The sequence below is a fragment of the Chryseobacterium sp. Mn2064 genome (assembly GCF_049319685.1).
Classification (GTDB): Bacteria; Bacteroidota; Bacteroidia; order Flavobacteriales; family Weeksellaceae; genus Chryseobacterium.
The window spans coordinates 369794-386420 of record NZ_JBMOUE010000005.1 but is presented as its reverse complement, the minus strand read 5'-3'; the positions used below and the strand labels follow the sequence as shown (position 1 = coordinate 386420).

Annotated in this window: 21 protein-coding genes; 12 read left to right on the top strand and 9 right to left on the bottom strand. The window is 35.6% G+C overall.

Translation table 11 applies throughout. The features are described 5' to 3' along the window. The first annotated feature begins 4 nt into the window (after positions 1 to 4). The 5 genes from ACL9RH_RS19430 (at position 5) to murI (ending at position 5316) form a co-directional block, all read left to right on the top strand. The gene (locus tag ACL9RH_RS19430; RefSeq protein WP_422694984.1) at positions 5 to 1099 is read left to right on the top strand and encodes a PASTA domain-containing protein; all 1095 of its coding nucleotides are present in this window, start codon (positions 5 to 7) and stop codon (positions 1097 to 1099) included. A gap of 73 nt (positions 1100 to 1172) precedes the next feature. Further along, complete coding sequence (locus tag ACL9RH_RS19425) at positions 1173 to 2246, top strand: RluA family pseudouridine synthase (protein WP_422694983.1); 1074 nt, start codon at positions 1173 to 1175, stop codon at positions 2244 to 2246. Positions 2247 to 2297: 51 nt separating this feature from the next. Then, entirely contained in the window at positions 2298 to 3248 is a 951-nt protein-coding gene (locus ACL9RH_RS19420) for a PorP/SprF family type IX secretion system membrane protein (RefSeq protein WP_422694982.1), read from the top strand. A 51-nt stretch (positions 3249 to 3299) separates the two neighbouring features. Further along, on the top strand, positions 3300 to 4424 hold the full coding sequence (hemW, locus tag ACL9RH_RS19415) for a radical SAM family heme chaperone HemW (RefSeq protein ID WP_422694981.1): 1125 nt from the start codon (positions 3300 to 3302) through the stop codon (positions 4422 to 4424). Positions 4425 to 4485: 61 nt separating this feature from the next. Beyond that, on the top strand, positions 4486 to 5316 hold the full coding sequence (gene murI / locus ACL9RH_RS19410) for a glutamate racemase (protein WP_422694979.1): 831 nt from the start codon (positions 4486 to 4488) through the stop codon (positions 5314 to 5316). A 96-nt stretch (positions 5317 to 5412) separates the two neighbouring features. Here the strand turns inward: murI and ACL9RH_RS19405 are convergent, their stop codons facing one another. Further along, complete coding sequence (locus ACL9RH_RS19405; RefSeq protein ID WP_422694978.1) at positions 5413 to 6015, bottom strand: nitroreductase family protein; 603 nt, start codon at positions 6013 to 6015, stop codon at positions 5413 to 5415. Between the two features lie 84 nt (positions 6016 to 6099). On the opposite strand from ACL9RH_RS19405, the gene ACL9RH_RS19400 reads away from it, so the two are divergent. Beyond that, positions 6100 to 6447, top strand: a complete 348-nt coding sequence (locus ACL9RH_RS19400) for a winged helix-turn-helix transcriptional regulator (RefSeq protein WP_422694977.1) — start codon at positions 6100 to 6102, stop codon at positions 6445 to 6447. Here ACL9RH_RS19400 and ACL9RH_RS19395 read toward each other — a convergent pair. The 6 genes from ACL9RH_RS19395 to ACL9RH_RS19370 all read right to left on the bottom strand — a co-directional run bounded on the left by ACL9RH_RS19395 (position 6444) and on the right by ACL9RH_RS19370 (position 9892). Further along, positions 6444 to 7016, bottom strand: coding sequence for an RsmD family RNA methyltransferase (locus ACL9RH_RS19395; RefSeq protein ID WP_422694976.1), 573 nt, complete (start codon positions 7014 to 7016; stop codon positions 6444 to 6446). The genes ACL9RH_RS19400 and ACL9RH_RS19395 overlap by 4 nt on opposite strands. 73 nt (positions 7017 to 7089) lie before the next feature. Further along, the gene (locus ACL9RH_RS19390) at positions 7090 to 7806 is read right to left on the bottom strand and encodes a DUF3822 family protein (protein WP_422694975.1); all 717 of its coding nucleotides are present in this window, start codon (positions 7804 to 7806) and stop codon (positions 7090 to 7092) included. 18 nt (positions 7807 to 7824) lie between these two features. Then, positions 7825 to 8319, bottom strand: coding sequence for a Smr/MutS family protein (locus tag ACL9RH_RS19385; RefSeq protein WP_422694974.1), 495 nt, complete (start codon positions 8317 to 8319; stop codon positions 7825 to 7827). A gap of 90 nt (positions 8320 to 8409) precedes the next feature. Further along, on the bottom strand, positions 8410 to 8907 hold the full coding sequence (locus ACL9RH_RS19380) for a metallophosphoesterase family protein (protein ID WP_422694973.1): 498 nt from the start codon (positions 8905 to 8907) through the stop codon (positions 8410 to 8412). Next, a complete protein-coding gene (locus ACL9RH_RS19375) occupies positions 8907 to 9356 on the bottom strand; it encodes a hypothetical protein (protein ID WP_422694972.1) in 450 nt (149 codons plus the stop codon). Before ACL9RH_RS19375 ends, ACL9RH_RS19380 begins: the two co-directional genes overlap by 1 nt. Before the next feature lie 71 nt (positions 9357 to 9427). Next, the gene (locus ACL9RH_RS19370) at positions 9428 to 9892 is read right to left on the bottom strand and encodes a hypothetical protein (RefSeq protein ID WP_422694971.1); all 465 of its coding nucleotides are present in this window, start codon (positions 9890 to 9892) and stop codon (positions 9428 to 9430) included. Between the two features lie 99 nt (positions 9893 to 9991). On the opposite strand from ACL9RH_RS19370, the gene ACL9RH_RS19365 reads away from it, so the two are divergent. Continuing rightward, on the top strand, positions 9992 to 11536 hold the full coding sequence (locus ACL9RH_RS19365; RefSeq protein ID WP_422694970.1) for a serine hydrolase: 1545 nt from the start codon (positions 9992 to 9994) through the stop codon (positions 11534 to 11536). A gap of 135 nt (positions 11537 to 11671) precedes the next feature. On the opposite strand, the gene ACL9RH_RS19360 is transcribed toward ACL9RH_RS19365, so the two are convergent. Together ACL9RH_RS19360 and ACL9RH_RS19355 are read right to left on the bottom strand one after the other, a co-directional pair. Next, positions 11672 to 12556 carry a Zn-dependent protease gene (locus ACL9RH_RS19360; RefSeq protein WP_422694969.1) on the bottom strand — a complete coding sequence of 295 codons (885 nt, stop codon included), beginning with the start codon at positions 12554 to 12556 and terminating at the stop codon, positions 11672 to 11674. After that, entirely contained in the window at positions 12537 to 13013 is a 477-nt protein-coding gene (locus ACL9RH_RS19355) for a SixA phosphatase family protein (RefSeq protein WP_422694968.1), read from the bottom strand. The genes ACL9RH_RS19360 and ACL9RH_RS19355 overlap by 20 nt, the downstream gene beginning before the upstream one ends. Before the next feature lie 115 nt (positions 13014 to 13128). Between ACL9RH_RS19355 and ruvX the strand changes: the two genes are divergently transcribed. From ruvX to ACL9RH_RS19330, 5 genes are all read left to right on the top strand, one after another. After that, positions 13129 to 13545 (top strand): Holliday junction resolvase RuvX, encoded by a 417-nt coding sequence (gene ruvX, locus ACL9RH_RS19350; RefSeq protein ID WP_422694967.1) that lies wholly within the window; start codon positions 13129 to 13131, stop codon positions 13543 to 13545. Further along, positions 13542 to 14114, top strand: coding sequence for a peptide deformylase (gene def, locus ACL9RH_RS19345; RefSeq protein ID WP_422694966.1), 573 nt, complete (start codon positions 13542 to 13544; stop codon positions 14112 to 14114). The genes ruvX and def overlap by 4 nt, the downstream gene beginning before the upstream one ends. 74 nt (positions 14115 to 14188) lie before the next feature. Then, positions 14189 to 14752, top strand: a complete 564-nt coding sequence (locus tag ACL9RH_RS19340) for a DUF5606 domain-containing protein (protein WP_422694965.1) — start codon at positions 14189 to 14191, stop codon at positions 14750 to 14752. A gap of 129 nt (positions 14753 to 14881) precedes the next feature. Further along, on the top strand, positions 14882 to 15649 hold the full coding sequence (mazG, locus tag ACL9RH_RS19335; RefSeq protein ID WP_422694964.1) for a nucleoside triphosphate pyrophosphohydrolase: 768 nt from the start codon (positions 14882 to 14884) through the stop codon (positions 15647 to 15649). A 52-nt stretch (positions 15650 to 15701) separates the two neighbouring features. Beyond that, positions 15702 to 16574, top strand: a complete 873-nt coding sequence (locus ACL9RH_RS19330; protein ID WP_422694963.1) for a hypothetical protein — start codon at positions 15702 to 15704, stop codon at positions 16572 to 16574. Positions 16575 to 16627: the final 53 nt, after the last annotated feature.

Genomic DNA, 16627 nt, shown 5'->3' with positions numbered 1-16627 from the left:
AAGTATGCTTAAATCACTTTTCAATTGGAAAGTTTTACTGAATTTAGTAGTAGCCATCGGTGTTTTTGTAGGGCTGGTATGGCTCACATTCCGTTGGTTGGAATACCATACTAATCATGGTCAGGAAATTCCTGTGCCTAATGTTGTCAATAAATCAATACACGACGCTGTTAAAATATTGGATGATACAGGTTTGGAATATGAAGTAGACAGTGCCAATTATGATCCAAAATACAGACCTTTTCAGGTTCTTCAGATCTATCCTGCACCAGGTTCCCGTGTAAAAGACGGAAGAACGGTGCGTCTTAGAGTAAATCCTAGAACATGGGCCCAGATTGCAGTTCCTGATGTTATCAACAAATATTCAGGTCTGGCATTCCAGAGATTGGATCAGGTTGGTCTTAAGATCGGAGATACAATTTACGAGCCGAGTATTCAGAAAGATGCTCTTCTAAGAATCCTATATAAAGGAAATGCCGTTAATCCGGGAACCCGTTTACCTAGATTTTCAGTAATTGACGTAGTGGTAGGATCCGGGCCTATGAGAAATATTTCTATTCCTAATGTGGTAGGGCTTTCTGTAAAAGAAGCAAGAGCTGTTATTGCAAAAAGTATGTTTGAAGTAGGATTGGTAGAACATGAAGACGGAAGTAAGGATGAATCTGATATTATCTATTATCAGGATCCTGCTTCAGGAGATGTTCGTGATCAGGGAATGCAGATTGACCTTTGGGCAAGTAAGCGTACTCCTGCAGAGCTTAGAGCAAAAGTGGAACAGCTGAATGCAATGTACCGTATGAAAGTAGATACAACATTGCCTCCGGTACGATATGAAGAAGTTCATAATGAACCAGTTTATGATGCTCCGGTAGCTCCTCCTCCAGCTCCAAAAAAGGAAACCCCTAAGCCGGAAGTTCCTAAAACAGAAGCTCCGAAAACTCAGACTACAGCATCGAAACCTGCGGTTTCTGCAACGGAGAAACCAAAAACAGCAGCAAACGGCACTCATACTACCGGAACTTCAGCAAAACCAGCTAGCACAACAACGACACAACATCCAGCTCAGAATGCTAAAGCTAAGAAAGTAGTCGTAGAATAAAATCAGATTAATATTAAAAATAATGGCTTCAACTGCAAAATGTTGAAGCCTTTTGTGTAAAAAATATAAACAAATGTCAGAAGATAACGAAGATTTTTTAGATGAAGAATTATTAGATTCCAACAGTATCGAAAATATGGATATTGATGAGGAAAATAAAGGCTTATACGAGCATCTTAATATCACTGTTGACAACAAACAAGAGCCCTTAAGAATTGATAAGTTTCTTTTAATATACAGACAGAATTCTTCAAGAAATAAAATTTCACAGACATGCCGGGCCGGAAACGTTATTGTGAACGGAACTCCGGTAAAGCAGAATTACCGCGTAAAGCCCGGTGATCAGATCTCTGTATTGCTTGCTCATCCACCGAGAGCTAATGTTATTATTCCGCAGGATATCCCATTACATATTATCTATGAAGATGAGGATCTTGTAGTGGTAGATAAAGAAGCAGGAATGGTAGTACACCCGGGACACGGGAACTGGGACGGAACCCTGGTGAATGCACTGGCCTATCACTTTGAAAAGAATGGTCAAAAGTCTGATCTGGACAGGGTAGGTCTTGTTCACAGGATTGATAAAGATACTTCCGGATTGCTTGTTATTGCAAAGAATGAATATGCATTAAGCTTTTTGGCCAAACAGTTTTTTAACAGAACTACGAAAAGACTCTATTGGGCCTTTGTATGGGGAAATCCTCAGGAAGATGAAGGAACAATTAGAGGACATATCGGAAGACACCCTAAAAACAGAATGCAGATGTCCGTATATGAAGATGGAAGTCAGGGAAAACACGCTGTTACCCACTATAAAGTCTTGGAAAGATTTAAATATATGACCTGGGTTGAATGTAAGCTTGAAACAGGAAGAACACACCAGATCAGAGCACACTTCAAGCATATAGGCCATACGCTTTTCAATGATGAAAGATATGAAGGGCATACGCCATTGAGAGGGATAAATCTGCCAAAATATAAGCAGTTTATTAAAAATGTTTTTGAGATTTTGCCGAGACATGCCCTCCATGCGCACACCCTAGGATTTATACACCCAACGACTAAAAAGGAATTATATTTTGAGAGCCCAATGCCCAAAGATATGGCGGATGCTGTAAAAAAATGGAGAAATTATTTGGAAAACTAAAAATATATTGAGAATTTTTTTATATTTGTTGAATTGAAATCAAGATTTGTTATGAGAAAACTATATGCTATCGTATGTTTAGCTCTTTTGTCAAATGCATACAAAGCACAAGAATCACTACCATACTATCAGCAATATCTTTTGGATGGTGAGTTCCTGTTCAACCCAGCTCAATACGGAAAAACAGATTACGTACAGCTCAACGCCAATTATCAACAACAATTTTCAAAATTCAGTAATTCTCCGAATGTGCAATCAATCGGGATTAATGCGAATATCTTTGATAGAGTAGGTGCTGGTATTTCTGTGTTTAGAGACAGTAACGGGCCCATTTCTGCAGGAGGTATTACAGCCGGTGCTTCTTACTTTATTCCATTAAGCAGCGAAGGAGACAGAAAAGACCAGTTCTCTTTTGGTACAAGTGTTAACTTCTATAACATGAATTTTGATTATTCAAAGATTAATACTGAAGAAGGTGGAGATCCATTATTAAGAGGTGAAGAAAGTAATATCTTCATGGTATATGCAAACTTCGGTTTAGCCGCTACGTATAGAGGACTTTTCGGGGGTGTTTCCGTGAATGATATCGCATTAAGTAATGATGCCTCTATCGTAAACAACTACGAGCCTTCACCAATCAAATTTTTCTTAAACTTAGGATATAACTGGAATATTGCTGATAATATTACGTTAGCACCTTCAGCATTGATCAATCTGAATACCAATTCATCAAGAATGATCGACTGGAACCTTATGGCTACCTTCTCTAATGATATCAATGCATTCTCTTTTGGGGTAAGCTATAGAACAGAGCAAAATAGATTTGACAGCCAAAATCTAAGTATTTCTCCAATTGTAAAAGTGAGATTCAACAAATTCATGATCGGGGCAACGTATAACCTTGGAATATCTGATATTCAGAAATATGGAGGAAACAGCTTCATGATCGGTCTTGGTTATAACTTCGATAACTTTATTAATGTTAGAGGATTTAGATATTAATCAATTTAATTTAAATAAATTTGAGCTCTGAATTTTTTCAGAGCTTTTTTTATGATATATATTCACATTCCGTTTTGTAAGCAGAAGTGCAGCTACTGCAATTTCCACTTTTCAACATCTTTGAATTTTAAAGATGAAATGATTCGTGCTATGAAGACCGAAATAGCCCTCAGAAAAAATGAACTACAGAACAAAAATCTGAAATCTCTGTATTTTGGTGGCGGAACACCTTCTATTCTTTCTGTGGATGAAATTCATTCTTTGATTGATGAAGTACTGCAATATTTCAATTTTGAAAACGATATAGAAATTACGCTGGAAGCCAATCCCGACGATCTGGATAAAAAATTTCTGAAACAGCTTGCCGGAACACCTGTTAACAGACTTTCAATAGGAACTCAAAGCTTTTTTGAGGAAGATTTAAAATTGATGAATCGCGCTCATAATGCCTCCGAAGCAGAAAGCTCTATAAAACGTGCACAGGATTTTGGTTTTGAAAACCTGAGTATTGATTTAATTTACGGTTCACCTACTTCCAACCTTGAAATCTGGAAAGAAAATCTGAACAGAACAATCGCTCTGGAAGTTCCTCATATTTCGTCTTATGCTTTAACTGTTGAACCTAAGACAGCTCTGGAAAACTGGATTTCGAAAGGAAAAGTGAAAAGTCCGAAAGAAGAAGAACAAAACAGGGAATTTTATTATCTGTCAGACTTTTTGAAAGATAACGGCTTCGAACATTATGAAGTTTCCAACTTTGCAAAACCCGGATTTTACTCCAGACATAATTCTGCTTACTGGAAATATCAGGAATATCTTGGGATAGGCCCTTCCGCACATTCTTATAATGGTTTTGATGTAAGAAGCTGGAATATCGCCAATAATCAGCAATATATAAAGAAGCTTAATGACAAGCTGTTGGCAAAAGAAGAAGAAATTCTTTCTCAGGAAGATCAGTTTAATGAAATGATTATGATTGGTTTAAGAACAATTTGGGGGGTTGATATTACCAGTTTGAAAAATAAATTTTCAGATAAAGTATTGGAACATTTCCAATCCGAAATAAAAACCAAAATTGAAGAAGGAATCTTAATAGTTGAAAACGACCATTTAAAAATTCCTGAAAAGCATTGGTTTATGGCAGACGGTATTGCTTCAGATTTGTTTCTCGTATAATACTTGTATATATGCAAGTGTGCCATAAAATTCACTATTTTTGTATAAAATTTCAGTTCATTTGAAAACTAAAAAACAAGATTATTCGCATCTTTCACCCAACCAGCCTATCGGAATTTTCGATAGTGGTGTAGGAGGTCTTACTGTTGCCAAAGAGATTAAAAGACTTCTTCCCAACGAAGATCTGATCTATTTTGGAGATACCAAGCACCTTCCTTACGGAGAAAAATCTAAAGAAGCTATTATTGAATACTCTACAAAGATTACCAATTTTCTGTTGGAGCAGAACTGTAAAGCCATTGTAATAGCTTGCAATACGGCTACAGCCAACGCTTTGAACGAAGTGATGCAGTCCGTTGCAGGAAGAGTTCCTGTGATAGACGTGATCAATCCTGTAGCTGAAAAAGTTTCCTATGAAATCCATAATAATGTAGGAGTTATAGCGACCAAAGCAACTGTAAATTCCGGGTTGTATAAAAAAAGCATCCGTAAGCATAATAAATGGATCAAGGTAGATGAACTGGCAACGCCATTATTGGTGCCCGCTATTGAAGAAGGTTTTAAAAACCACCCGATTACGCACGCCATTATTTACAATTATTTAAGCAACAGTAAATTAAAAAATATTGAAACGTTGATTCTGGGATGTACCCATTATCCTCTTTTGATAGATGAGATCAAGCAGTATTATGGAAATAGAGTGCGTGTTATAGACTCTCCAAATATTGTAGCAAATCATTTGAAAATCATTCTGGATAAATACAGTCTTTTGAATGAGAACAATCCAAAACCGAATTATCATTTCTATCTTTCGGATCTTACCAAAAACTTCGAGAAAATTTCTAAGAAATTCTTCGGAAAAAGCATAGATCTGGAATTTAAAGTACTATAAATTAAAAGTCTGCCTCCTATAAGAAGCAGACTTTTTTTATCACATTTGTTTTGGAAAACAAAAACTGATCTTTTTTCATGAAAGATTCATTTAAAATTAGGCTTCCACAATTACTTTTTCAGCCTTCAATCTTGTCTTTGGATTTAACTTTGGCTGGTTCGCATCGGTTTCATCTTTCTCTCCAATAGCTACAGCGAATAATGTTTCATATTTTTCATTATTCAGAATAGCATCATATTTTTCAGGCTCAATACCTTCCATCGGAGTAGAATCTATTTCCATATCGGCACAGGCAGATAAAAGAACTCCCAGTGATAAATAAACCTGATGTTTCATCCATGATTGGATGCCTTTTTCTCCCTTAGGCTTTACAAAATTTTTGTAATAATTCACAGAACCTTCAGGAAGTACGCCTTCAATCTGCTTTTCAAAATCTTCCGAATTTTTCAGAACCTGGAACACGATTAAATGGCTGCTTTCCAGTATTTTTTCTTTATTCCAGAAAGAAGCTTCTGCCAGCTGGCTCTTTACTTTGGAATTATCATTTACAAAAACAAAATTCCACGGTTGGCTGTTGATGGAGGAAGGGCTTAAATTTAAAATCTGCTGAAGGATTGCAACCTGTTCTTCATTTATTTTTCCCTGTGGGTTATACTTTTTTACAGTATACCTGTTTTTCATTTTGTCTAAAAAGTTCATAATTTTATACTATCATTTTTATAGTTACAAAAGTAATTTAAGTTTACTAACTTTGCAATAACGGTAAAAAATGATAGTATAAAAATGTATACAATAGATAATAAATCCTATCCCTGCTGCACCAGTGTAACAATGAAGTTCATTGGCGGGAAATGGAAAGCGGTAATTTTACACCACCTTATTGAGGGAGCTAAGCGATATAATGAGATCAGAAAATCAATTCCTACCATTACAGAACGAACGCTGAGTTTACAGCTAAAGCAAATGGAAGAAGATGGTATTATAGACAGAATTGTTTTTACAGAAAAACCTCCTTTGGTCGTTGAATATGAACTGACCGATTTTGGGAGAACTTTACTGCCTGTACTGGAAGCGATTACCAAATGGGGACAGCAAGCCCCTGTTATTTCCAAAAAAATAATCAGGAATTAAATTTCCTGATTATCTTCTTTATTCGGTTCAAAAAAACTGAAACTTACGTTTCCGTACTTTCGGGTATCTATTAAATTAGGATGTTCAAGCTTCATACGGCTTTGGTGCTCTACAATAAGTACTCCGTTTATTTTCAGATATTTATTGTTTAAAACCAAAGAGATCAGCTCGTAGTATTTTTTTTCCTCCATTTCGAAAGGAGCGTCAGAAAAAACAATTTCAAAAGACTTTTTATTTCTGAATTTTTTAAGCCAGTCGAAAACATCTCCTCGCTGTACATTGATCTGAAGAGACATATCAAGATCTGATGCCGTAGAATTGATAAAAGAGGTATGCTTAGGGTTCATTTCCACAGAAGTTACATCCTGACATCCTCTGGAAGCAAATTCAAAAGTAATAGAGCCAATTCCTGCAAAAAGATCTAGCACGGAGATCGACTGCATATCGTATTTGTTTTCCAGAATACTGAATAAAGCCTCTTTCGCAAAATCGGTGGTAGGCCTTACATCAAAGTTTTTAGGAGCGGCAATTTTTTTGGCTTTCCATTTGCCTGATATGATTCTGAACATATTTTTTAGTTTAGGTGGTAGATTATAAGTAGCAGGTGACTATGTTTAGAAACTAATCCCTGCGGCCTGCAACCTAGTTAAGTATAAAATTCTTGTTTGGGATATTGTCAAAAACAATTTTCAGGTTTTTAACAAATTTCTGAAGTTCGGAGATAAACGTTTCATTCTCAGTTGTTTCTCCGTAAGCATAAAAGCTGGTTTCATTGATTCCGAAACCTAACTTGCTCAATGTGAACATAATGAAGTAAAGAAAATCTACTTCAGAGTTAACATCCAGGTTATTATAAAGAATGATCTTTTTATTGTCTATCGCAAAAAACTCACATTGGTTATGATAAAGATTGATGTGAATTTCTTTACTGTTTTTATTTTGAACAGAGCTCAGGAATTTTTCACCGGAGAAATTGAAATGTACCGGTACAGCAAGCTCCTTTATCTTTTTGTAATAATTTTTAGGGAAAGTATAATAAAACTGAATTCCAAATTTTTTGTTGATGGAAAGCATCAGTTCTTCCTTCTCTTTATCTGCGGGAGCATTAAAGGCGATCAGGTCAAATCCTGCATCGTGCTCAGAAAATCCTTCCGGCATCAGAGTAAAATGATTAAATGCAGAAATGATCTGAATTTCATCAAAGCGCTGTTTGATAAGAACTTCATCAAGTTTTTCTTCAATAAGATTGGGCGAAGTTTCTTCTGTAACGAAATAAGACTGCTCTTCCAGAATGTTTTTGTTTTTCACAATCTGATAGATCAATCCGTCTTTGGTAAAAAGTAAATTAAGTACGTTCATATTTCAATTCCTGCAAATTTAGTGAAATTCTACCATTACCGCACCCGATTGATGGTGAAGTATTTCCTTATTATAAAAATCAATATTAACCTGGCTTTCCAAAACATCCCGAACCATCCTCTGCAATACTCCGTCACCAATGCCATGTACAATTTCGAGACGTTTCAGGTTATTTTTTCTGCAAAACTCTATAACTTGAATCAGCTTTTCCTTTTGAATGAACAATCTTTCAAAGCTGTCATAGTCATTAGGATTCTTTACCAAATTATGAAAATGCAGATCCAAAACCAAATGATTTTTCTGATGTTTTTTGGAAACCACCTTTTTAGGTTCTGCCTTTTTTACCACGCGGATATTTTCGTACAGATCCGCATCTTTCGGAACTAGTTTTTCTTTTGGATATTGATGGGTAAAGCCATATTCATCTTTGAAAACCACAATATTCCCCTTCACGGAAGTTACCATACCGCTTAAATCTTCATCTACTACCGAAACTTTATCGCCGATTTTCATAATTTTAAGAATTGCCTGAACCCAATATTGATGCAAAGGTAAAAAGTAAATTGTATTAAAGGCAAACTCATCTACTCTCACCCCCCCGCATTATACTCTAGATCCCAGTTCAATCACCTCCAAGTCTTTTATTTCCTCACCGTCTACCACAAAGCGCATCATGGTTCTCACTTTATGCCAACCCTGTTTTCCACAAGCTCCGGGATTCAGATGCAAAAGACTGTTTTTCTCATCATACATTGCTTTTAAGATGTGGGAATGCCCAGAAATGAATAATTTCGGACTCTTTTCAGCAATTTCTTTTTTTGTGAGAGGGGTATATTTCCCGGGATAGCCACCAATATGGATCATCAATACTTCCAGTTTCTCACAAAAAAAACGGTTGACTTCGGGAAATTCAGCACGAATTTTAGCATTGTCAATATTCCCGTAAACTCCTTTTAAAGGCTTTATTTTCTCAAGCTGTTCAATAACATCCATACTTCCAAAATCGCCGCAATGCCATATTTCATCGGCTTGTGCTGCATATTCTAAAATTCGGTCATCTATATAAGAATGAGAATCGGAGAGAAGGAGGATTTTTGTCATTATCTAACAGTTCTTGCAGTGATATTTTCGTCGTATTTTTCCTTGAAAATGGCCAAACGTTCAAGGTTCAGATTTCCATCATGAGTAAGAACTCTTTCTTTCAACAGCCATTTTATTATTTTTTCCATCCCTTTTTTAGAATTCATAAAATTGGAAACTTTTCCCAGATCTTTAGATTCTACTTTAACTTTTTCAGTGAGAAAATTCAGAATGAAATAGTCGTCGCTCACATAGCTGGGTGTTTCATTGTCCATATATTTATAGAGAAGAACTTCCTCGTCATTCTTCATCGAGAAAAATGAATACTGTGCAAGGGTTATTTTCTCAGCTTTTAAAATCTGTTTTCCATCCAGTAAAACTTTAGTGTCTTTGATGGTTACATCCTGAGAGAAGTATAAATTACAGCTTATCGTCACCAGGAAGAAAGCTAATAATCGTTTTATTGTCATTTTCAATACTTTTAAACTGCAAATATAAAGAAGGTTTAGTAAATCTCTTGAGTAATGATCTCTTAGAGAAATCAGTCACCAATATTTTTTGTTCTACGGATAGAGTCCAGTTTCTTTTCAATTTCAGCACTGAATAGTTTTTTGAGTTTCAATTCATTCTCAGTCAGTCTTGTAATAATAAAAGTACCATTCATACTGGAATTGGAAGGAAATAAAATGTTAATTGTTGTATCCGAAACCTTTTTCCAATTGCCAATGTAAAGATCGAATTTTAATTTTTTAGGATTAATATCTTCCTCTGTATCAAATTTGTAAGGAGCACTATTGAGATTGCCGGTAATTTTATCATTTTTCTGAAATCTGAGACCTTGTCTTTTCTTTTCAAATGCATCCTGTTTTTCGTATGTATAAATATAAGTATCAGCACTCTTCAGGTTCCACGTTTGCAGAAGAAGAGGGTTGGGCGCTTTACTCTGGCTTTTCATAGCACCAAGCGAAAAAAGAGAGAGAAGACAGGTGCAAATAGACTTTTTCATTGATTAAAAACTGATTTGTCCGAAATGTAAGTAAACTTTTAACACGATCAAAATGAGCATCTCTTAATATTTATTAAATTTGGGAAAATTAAAAAAGCAATGAAACAGAAATTTTCTTTTTTCATTTTTCTTTTGACTGTAGGATTGGCCAATGCACAGGTAGAAGAGAAAAAACTGGATGAACTGGTCCAGAATACCCTGAAAACTTTTGATGTTCCGGGAATGTCGGTAGGAATTATTAAAGATGGGAAAATAACCTATTCTAAAGGTTTCGGTGTTCGTTCTCTTACCACCAAACAGCCTATGGATGATAATACTCTGGTAGGTATTGCTTCTAACTCCAAAGGATTTACCTGTGTATCATTAGCTATTCTGGCTGATGAAGGAAAATTGAACTGGGATGATAAAGTTTCAAAATATATTCCCGAGTTTCAGATGTATGATCCTTATGTTTCTCAAAATGTAACGATCAAAGATCTTATTACTCACAGAGCAGGATTAGGATTAGGACAGGGAGATTTGATGTTCTTTCCGGAAGGTGGGAACTTAACCGTTAATGATATCGTTCACAATGTAAGATATCTGAAGCCAGAGAATCCTTTCAGAACAAAGCTTGATTATAACAACATTATGTTTATTGTCGCAGGGGAGGTGATTCACAGAATTTCCGGACTTAGCTGGGCTGAATTTGTTGAGCAGAGAATTATGAAACCTGTAGGGATGAATTCAAGTTTCGGAAGCTATAACAGAGCAAAAACCGTTGCCAATAAAATTGATGCGCACGCTCCTGTAGATGGTAAAGCAATTGCAGTACCTCACGATTGGAACGAAACAGGAAATGCCGCAGGTGGAATTATGAGTAATATTAAAGATATGACAACCTGGGCAGAATGTCTTCTCAATAATTTCACCACAAAAGATGGGAAAAAACTGGTTTCAGATAAAAATGCACAACAACTTTGGAGTCTGCAGATTCCTGATAGAGTGGCGGCAAAAAATCCATATGATACAAGTTTTTACGGATACGGTTTAGGCTGGTTCCTTAGCGACGTTAAAGGACATAAACAAATACAGCATACAGGAGGATTGATAGGAACCGTTACACAGTTCACTCTGATACCAGATCTTAAATTGGGAATTGTTGTATTAACTAACCAACAATCTGGAGCCGCTTTCAATACAATCACCAACACTGTGAAAGATTCTTATCTCGGAATTGCAGATAGAAACTGGCTTAAAACTTACGGCGAAAGAATGTCTAAGGTAGAAGCAGAATATGATAAGCAAAAGAAAGAAGCATTTGCTAAGTCTGAGGCATTTAAAAAAGAAAAAGCTCTTCAGCCAAAAGCAGAACAGTTTACAGGAACATACAACGATGTATGGTTTGGTGATGTTCAAATTGTAGCAGAGGGAAATACGTACAGAATTTCATGTAAAAACTCTCCAAGGCTGAAAGGAGAATTACTTCCGTACTCTAATAATTCTTTTATCATCAAATGGGATGATAGAAGCTATGATGCCGATGCCTATATTATTTTCAGCTATGATGAAAATGGAAAAGCAGAATCTGCAAAGTTGAAAGCTATTTCTGATGTAACAGATTTTAGTTTTGATTTTGATGATTTGGATCTGAAGAAGAAGTAAAAAACGAAACTGCAAAATATATTCAATAGGAACGGGCTAAAGCCCGTTTTTTTATTAACCACACCTGTCAAAAAATAATTTTTTTTCACCCCCTCCACCGGAGGGGAATGTGTAGCCTATAAAAGAAAAGTTGTTTTACTGTACAAGATTCAGATCCTGATTTACTACAGTAAGATCTGTATTATGGTGCTGTTTTTCAAAGAAGTCTTTTAGTTCAAGAAGTCTTTTTTTATCATTATAATGAATGCTTGAACTCAGTTTTCTCTGGCAAAGTGAGCAAGCCCTTGCGAGATGATAATCCGTTTCCGAAAGAGAATTGGTGCCGTTCATTACACAATTGGCATTCAGACAATGGCTGATTCCGAACATATGCCCGATCTCATGAGAACCTATCTTTATTAACCGGAGAAGACTTTCATTAAAATTGGATGCTGTTAAACCACCATTTGCAAATCTATATATAGATGTGACACCTACACCATCTTCGTACGAAGCCAGTCCGAAAACATAGTTCCACTCAGGCAGAGGAAAAAGATCTTTTTCTGTAATTCCCATCAGAACTACGGCGTCTTTAGGTTTTCTCTTGATTAAAATACTGTCCAGTACATATCCCGCTAATATTTGTTCCTGTCCCTCTTTAGAAATTCTTCTCACTGTTTTAGGAAAGACTGTATTGGGTAAAACGGGAAGTATTTTGGTTTCCAGCTGAAAATAAATTCTCAAATATTCTTTTGTGAGAGCTATTTCCTTTTTCTGAAGAGCATCAAAATTTCCTATAGGCTGAAGATAAATTGTATTTTTCCCCGGCTTAGGTATAATTTTCCTTCCTTTTTGAAAATCTTCAAAAGTCTGAAATTTTTCCTCATGATGGTATCTCCAGGCTCCGGGTTTAGGCTTAGGAAGTGGAATATCATCAATTGCTATTGTTTCAAAATACGTTTTTTCCTTTTTCTGACAGGAGAAAGGAAGAATGAATAACAGCAGATAAAAAAAGGTAAAACTATATTTTCCCAGGTTCATAAAAGAATAGAAGTTTCTTTTTGGCCCCGTCAAATTCCGACCACGAGTTACAGTCTACTTCAAAACCGGCTACTCCGCACGTTGGAAAGTGGAAAATATCTTCAGAAATAGAATTGGCAAAATTAGAAATCCCATTGTTATGAGAGAAAAGGGCAACTGAGCTAAGATTATCATCCAGATCGTAGATTACAGATTCAAAACTTGTTTCCGAAGGATTATATAACTTCTGATCAGTAGAACAGTTCAACTGATAAGCCTGATTGAAAATTTTGCACGTATTCAGCGCACGCACTGCCGGGCTGGAAACAAAATGATCAATTGTGATATTATTGTTTTTTAAGAATCTGGACATGTTCATAGCATCCTCCAAACCCTTGTCTGCCAAAGGTCTGTCAAAGTCCTCAGTTTCTTCGGGCCAGTCGCTTTTTGCATGTCTTACGAGGATGAGTCTCTTCATATATATGTTTTTTGGAAGATTAAAATTATAAAAAAAATAATGGAATAAAACATGATTTATATAAAAAAACTGCGTTATGAATAAAATCAGTAAATTTTACTAAATTTGCAGACTTATGGGACAAATCCTTGCGATAGACTACGGAAAAGCCCGTTGTGGCCTTGCTGTAACGGATGATATGCAGATTATAGCCAGTGGACTGGAGACTGTAGAGAACCGATTTTTGATGGAGTTTTTGAAAAAATATTTCAGCGAAAATAAGGTAGATGACGTAGTCATTGGACTTCCCATAGATTTGAAAGGAAATATTTCTGAGGTGGAAACCGACATCTTAAAGTTCATTGAAGAATTTAAAAAAGAATTTTCGGATATTGCAGTTCACCGTTTTGATGAAAGATTTACTTCCAAAATGGCTTCGTTTTTTATTTCACAAAGTGGAAAAAGTAAAAAAAAGAGGCAGGAAAAAGGATTAATAGATAAAGTAAGTGCAACCATCATATTGCAGAATTTTTTAGAACAAAGATTAAGATGATACTACCGATAAGAGCTTTTGGGGATCCTGTTTTGAGAAAAGTAGGAAAAGATATAGAAAAAGATTACCCCGGATTACAGGAACTGATAGATAATATGTTCGAAACCATGTACAGCGCCAACGGAATAGGTCTTGCGGCACCTCAGATTGGTTTGGATCTGCGTCTGTTTGTTATAGATGTGACACCTCTTGCAGAAGATGAGGATTATGAGGATATTAAAGATGAGTTGGCAGAATTCAAAAAAGTCTTTATCAATGCCAAAATTCTTGAAGAATCCGGCGAAGAATGGAAGTTCAACGAAGGCTGTCTTTCTATTCCTGATGTAAGAGAAGACGTAAAAAGAAAGGGCACAATCGTTATTGAATATTATGACGAAAATTTTGTGAAACATACAGAAACTTTTTCCGATATTAGAGCCCGCGTAATTCAACATGAGTATGACCACATTGAAGGGATTTTGTTTACTGACCACCTGAGTGCTTTGAAGAAAAAATTGGTGAAAGGAAAACTGTCCAAAATCTCTCAAGGTGACGTAAGCATCGGTTACAAAATGAGATTCCCAAAATAATTTAAACAAGGATAAAAAAAATAATAAAAAGCAAAAAGCTAGTGCTGATTGCAGAATATACAAAAAATAAAATTATGCTGTTAGAAAAAATAATTTCAATTTCTGGAAAACCAGGACTTTACAAATTAGTTTCCCAATTAAGAAACGGATTCATCATTGAAGATGTTACCAACAAGAAAAAAGTTAGCATTGGAAATTCAAGCCAGGTAAGTTTATTGGATAATATTGCAATGTTTACATTTGATAAAGAAGTTCCTTTGTTCGAAGTTTTTGAAAATGTTGCAAAAAATAACGATTACAAGGAAACAATTTCTCACAAATCTTCTGATGCAGAATTGAAAGAGTTTATGTTAAGCTCTCTTCCAAACTATGATACTGAAAGAGTATATGCTTCTGATATCAAAAAATTAGCTCAGTGGTACAACATTCTTCACAAAGCAGGATACATCACTCCGGAAAGCTTTGTAAAAGCAGAACCAGAAACTTTAGAAGGTGAGGCTGCTACAGAAGAAGTAAGCGTAGAAAAAGAAGCTCCTAAAAAAGCGGCTCCAAAAGCTGAAAAACCTGCTGCTCCAAAAGTAAAAGCTACTTCCGCTGCGAAATCAGCTCCAAAGAGCACACACAGAAAACAAGGATAATTCTCTTTTGAATTGACAATACAGGATCCTGTTGAGAACTTTCTCGACAGGATTTTTTGTTGAAATGAAGTAGATGTATTTTCACAAAATAACCCTTACATTTGTATAAGATTGAATTTCCATTTACTTATGAATACGAAACAGGAAAAGCTAGACGCTTTTGGAAGATTACTTGATATCATGGATGATCTGCGTGAAAAATGTCCATGGGATCAGAAGCAGACTTTACAATCCCTTCGCCATCTTACCCTTGAAGAAACCTATGAACTCTCTGATGCTATTTTACAGGAAGATTTGCAGGAAATAAAGAAAGAACTGGGAGATGTTCTGCTCCATCTCGTTTTTTATTCTAAAATAGGTTCCGAAAAAGAAAGTTTTGATATTGCAGATGTCATCAACTCACTCAATGAAAAGTTGATTTTCCGCCATCCTCATATTTATGGAGATACAGAAGTGAAAGATGAAGAAGAAGTAAAGCAGAATTGGGAAAAATTAAAATTAAAGGAAGGCAACAAATCTATTTTGGGTGGCGTTCCAAAAAGCCTTCCAAGCCTTGTAAAAGCGTACAGAATCCAAGATAAAGTAAAAGGTATTGGATTTGAATTTCATGATGCAGAAGATGCCTGGAAAAAGGTTGACGAAGAAATTCAGGAATTTCATGCAGAAACAGATTTAGATAAAAAAGAACAGGAATTGGGAGATGTATTTTTCTCATTGATCAATTATGCCCGAATTTCAGGAATCAATCCGGATTCAGCATTGGAACGAACCAATATTAAATTTATTTCAAGATTCCAGAAAATGGAAAAACTCGCAGAAGATCAGGGTCTGAAGCTTGCAGATATGTCTTTGGAAGAGATGGATGTTCTTTGGGAAAAAGCAAAACAGCTTTCATAGATCTTACTTGGAATGATTAATGCTTCTTATTTTCAGTTAAAAAAATAAAAATATGCTACGTTTTCTTATTTTACCTGCTTTGTTTTTATTGAGCTGTAATCCGAAAGCTCAGAATTCACCTGCTAAAAGTGATGAACTAAAAGTACAGTTCGCCTTACCTAAAAAATTGAAGGAAGTATCAGGAATTACCCTTTCAAAAGACAAAAAGACGATTTGGGTAATTGAAGACAGTGGGAATAAGAATGCTGTATACGGGATGAATGAGAAAGGAGATCTGGTAGCCAAAGTTCCGGTTGAAAATTCTGAAAATACAGATTGGGAAGATATTATTTCAGATGCGCAGGGTAATATTTACATTGGAGATTTCGGTAATAATGATAACGACAGACAGGATCTCGTGATTTTAAAAACGGATCTGAAAGATATTACACAAACCACAACAAAAGTTGTTCAGACTACAAAATTTCATTATCAGGGACAGACAGAATTTCCGCCAAAGAAATCAAAACTACTCTATGATTGTGAAGCTTTTGTTGAAATGAACGGCAATTTCTATCTTTTTACCAAAAACAGAAGCAAAGGGTTTGACGGAACTTTCCTTGTCTTCAAAGTTCCAAACAAAGAAGGAAATTTCGAAGCGAAGCTTATAGGAACTTTAAAACTTGAAGGAGGTTACAATGATGCTGCCATTACTTCTGCAACCATCAACAGTACAAAAAACAAAATTGTTTTGCTGAGCCATAAAAATATTCATGTCCTTACAGGATTTACAGCAGATAATTTCAATACATCCAAGATTCAGAAGATCCCTTTACATCACAATTCTCAGAAAGAAGCCATTGTTTTCTATGATGATAAAACCTTAATGATTGCCGATGAGAAAAGTAAAAATGAAGGCGGATATGTGTATACATTTCCTTTTTAAGAAAGTTCTCAAACAGCCACTGGACCTACAATTATGATAACAACAGGCAGGTA

Bases quoted from the DNA above. Each gene is read 5' to 3' on its own strand.
- ACL9RH_RS19430 (WP_422694984.1), top strand. From the start codon at position 5: ATGCTTAAATCACTTTTCAATTGGAAAGTTTTACTGAATTTAGTAGTA.
- ACL9RH_RS19425 (WP_422694983.1), top strand. From the start codon at position 1,173: ATGTCAGAAGATAACGAAGATTTTTTAGATGAAGAATTATTAGATTCC.
- ACL9RH_RS19420 (WP_422694982.1), top strand. From the start codon at position 2,298: ATGAGAAAACTATATGCTATCGTATGTTTAGCTCTTTTGTCAAATGCA.
- hemW (WP_422694981.1), top strand. From the start codon at position 3,300: ATGATATATATTCACATTCCGTTTTGTAAGCAGAAGTGCAGCTACTGC.
- ACL9RH_RS19405 (WP_422694978.1), bottom strand. From the start codon at position 6,015: ATGAACTTTTTAGACAAAATGAAAAACAGGTATACTGTAAAAAAGTAT.
- ACL9RH_RS19400 (WP_422694977.1), top strand. From the start codon at position 6,100: ATGTATACAATAGATAATAAATCCTATCCCTGCTGCACCAGTGTAACA.
- ACL9RH_RS19395 (WP_422694976.1), bottom strand. From the start codon at position 7,016: ATGTTCAGAATCATATCAGGCAAATGGAAAGCCAAAAAAATTGCCGCT.
- ACL9RH_RS19390 (WP_422694975.1), bottom strand. From the start codon at position 7,806: ATGAACGTACTTAATTTACTTTTTACCAAAGACGGATTGATCTATCAG.
- ACL9RH_RS19385 (WP_422694974.1), bottom strand. From the start codon at position 8,319: ATGAAAATCGGCGATAAAGTTTCGGTAGTAGATGAAGATTTAAGCGGT.
- ACL9RH_RS19380 (WP_422694973.1), bottom strand. From the start codon at position 8,907: ATGACAAAAATCCTCCTTCTCTCCGATTCTCATTCTTATATAGATGAC.
- ACL9RH_RS19375 (WP_422694972.1), bottom strand. From the start codon at position 9,356: ATGACAATAAAACGATTATTAGCTTTCTTCCTGGTGACGATAAGCTGT.
- ACL9RH_RS19370 (WP_422694971.1), bottom strand. From the start codon at position 9,892: ATGAAAAAGTCTATTTGCACCTGTCTTCTCTCTCTTTTTTCGCTTGGT.
- ACL9RH_RS19365 (WP_422694970.1), top strand. From the start codon at position 9,992: ATGAAACAGAAATTTTCTTTTTTCATTTTTCTTTTGACTGTAGGATTG.
- ACL9RH_RS19360 (WP_422694969.1), bottom strand. From the start codon at position 12,556: ATGAACCTGGGAAAATATAGTTTTACCTTTTTTTATCTGCTGTTATTC.
- ACL9RH_RS19355 (WP_422694968.1), bottom strand. From the start codon at position 13,013: ATGAAGAGACTCATCCTCGTAAGACATGCAAAAAGCGACTGGCCCGAA.
- ruvX (WP_422694967.1), top strand. From the start codon at position 13,129: ATGGGACAAATCCTTGCGATAGACTACGGAAAAGCCCGTTGTGGCCTT.
- def (WP_422694966.1), top strand. From the start codon at position 13,542: ATGATACTACCGATAAGAGCTTTTGGGGATCCTGTTTTGAGAAAAGTA.
- ACL9RH_RS19340 (WP_422694965.1), top strand. From the start codon at position 14,189: ATGCTGTTAGAAAAAATAATTTCAATTTCTGGAAAACCAGGACTTTAC.
- mazG (WP_422694964.1), top strand. From the start codon at position 14,882: ATGAATACGAAACAGGAAAAGCTAGACGCTTTTGGAAGATTACTTGAT.
- ACL9RH_RS19330 (WP_422694963.1), top strand. From the start codon at position 15,702: ATGCTACGTTTTCTTATTTTACCTGCTTTGTTTTTATTGAGCTGTAAT.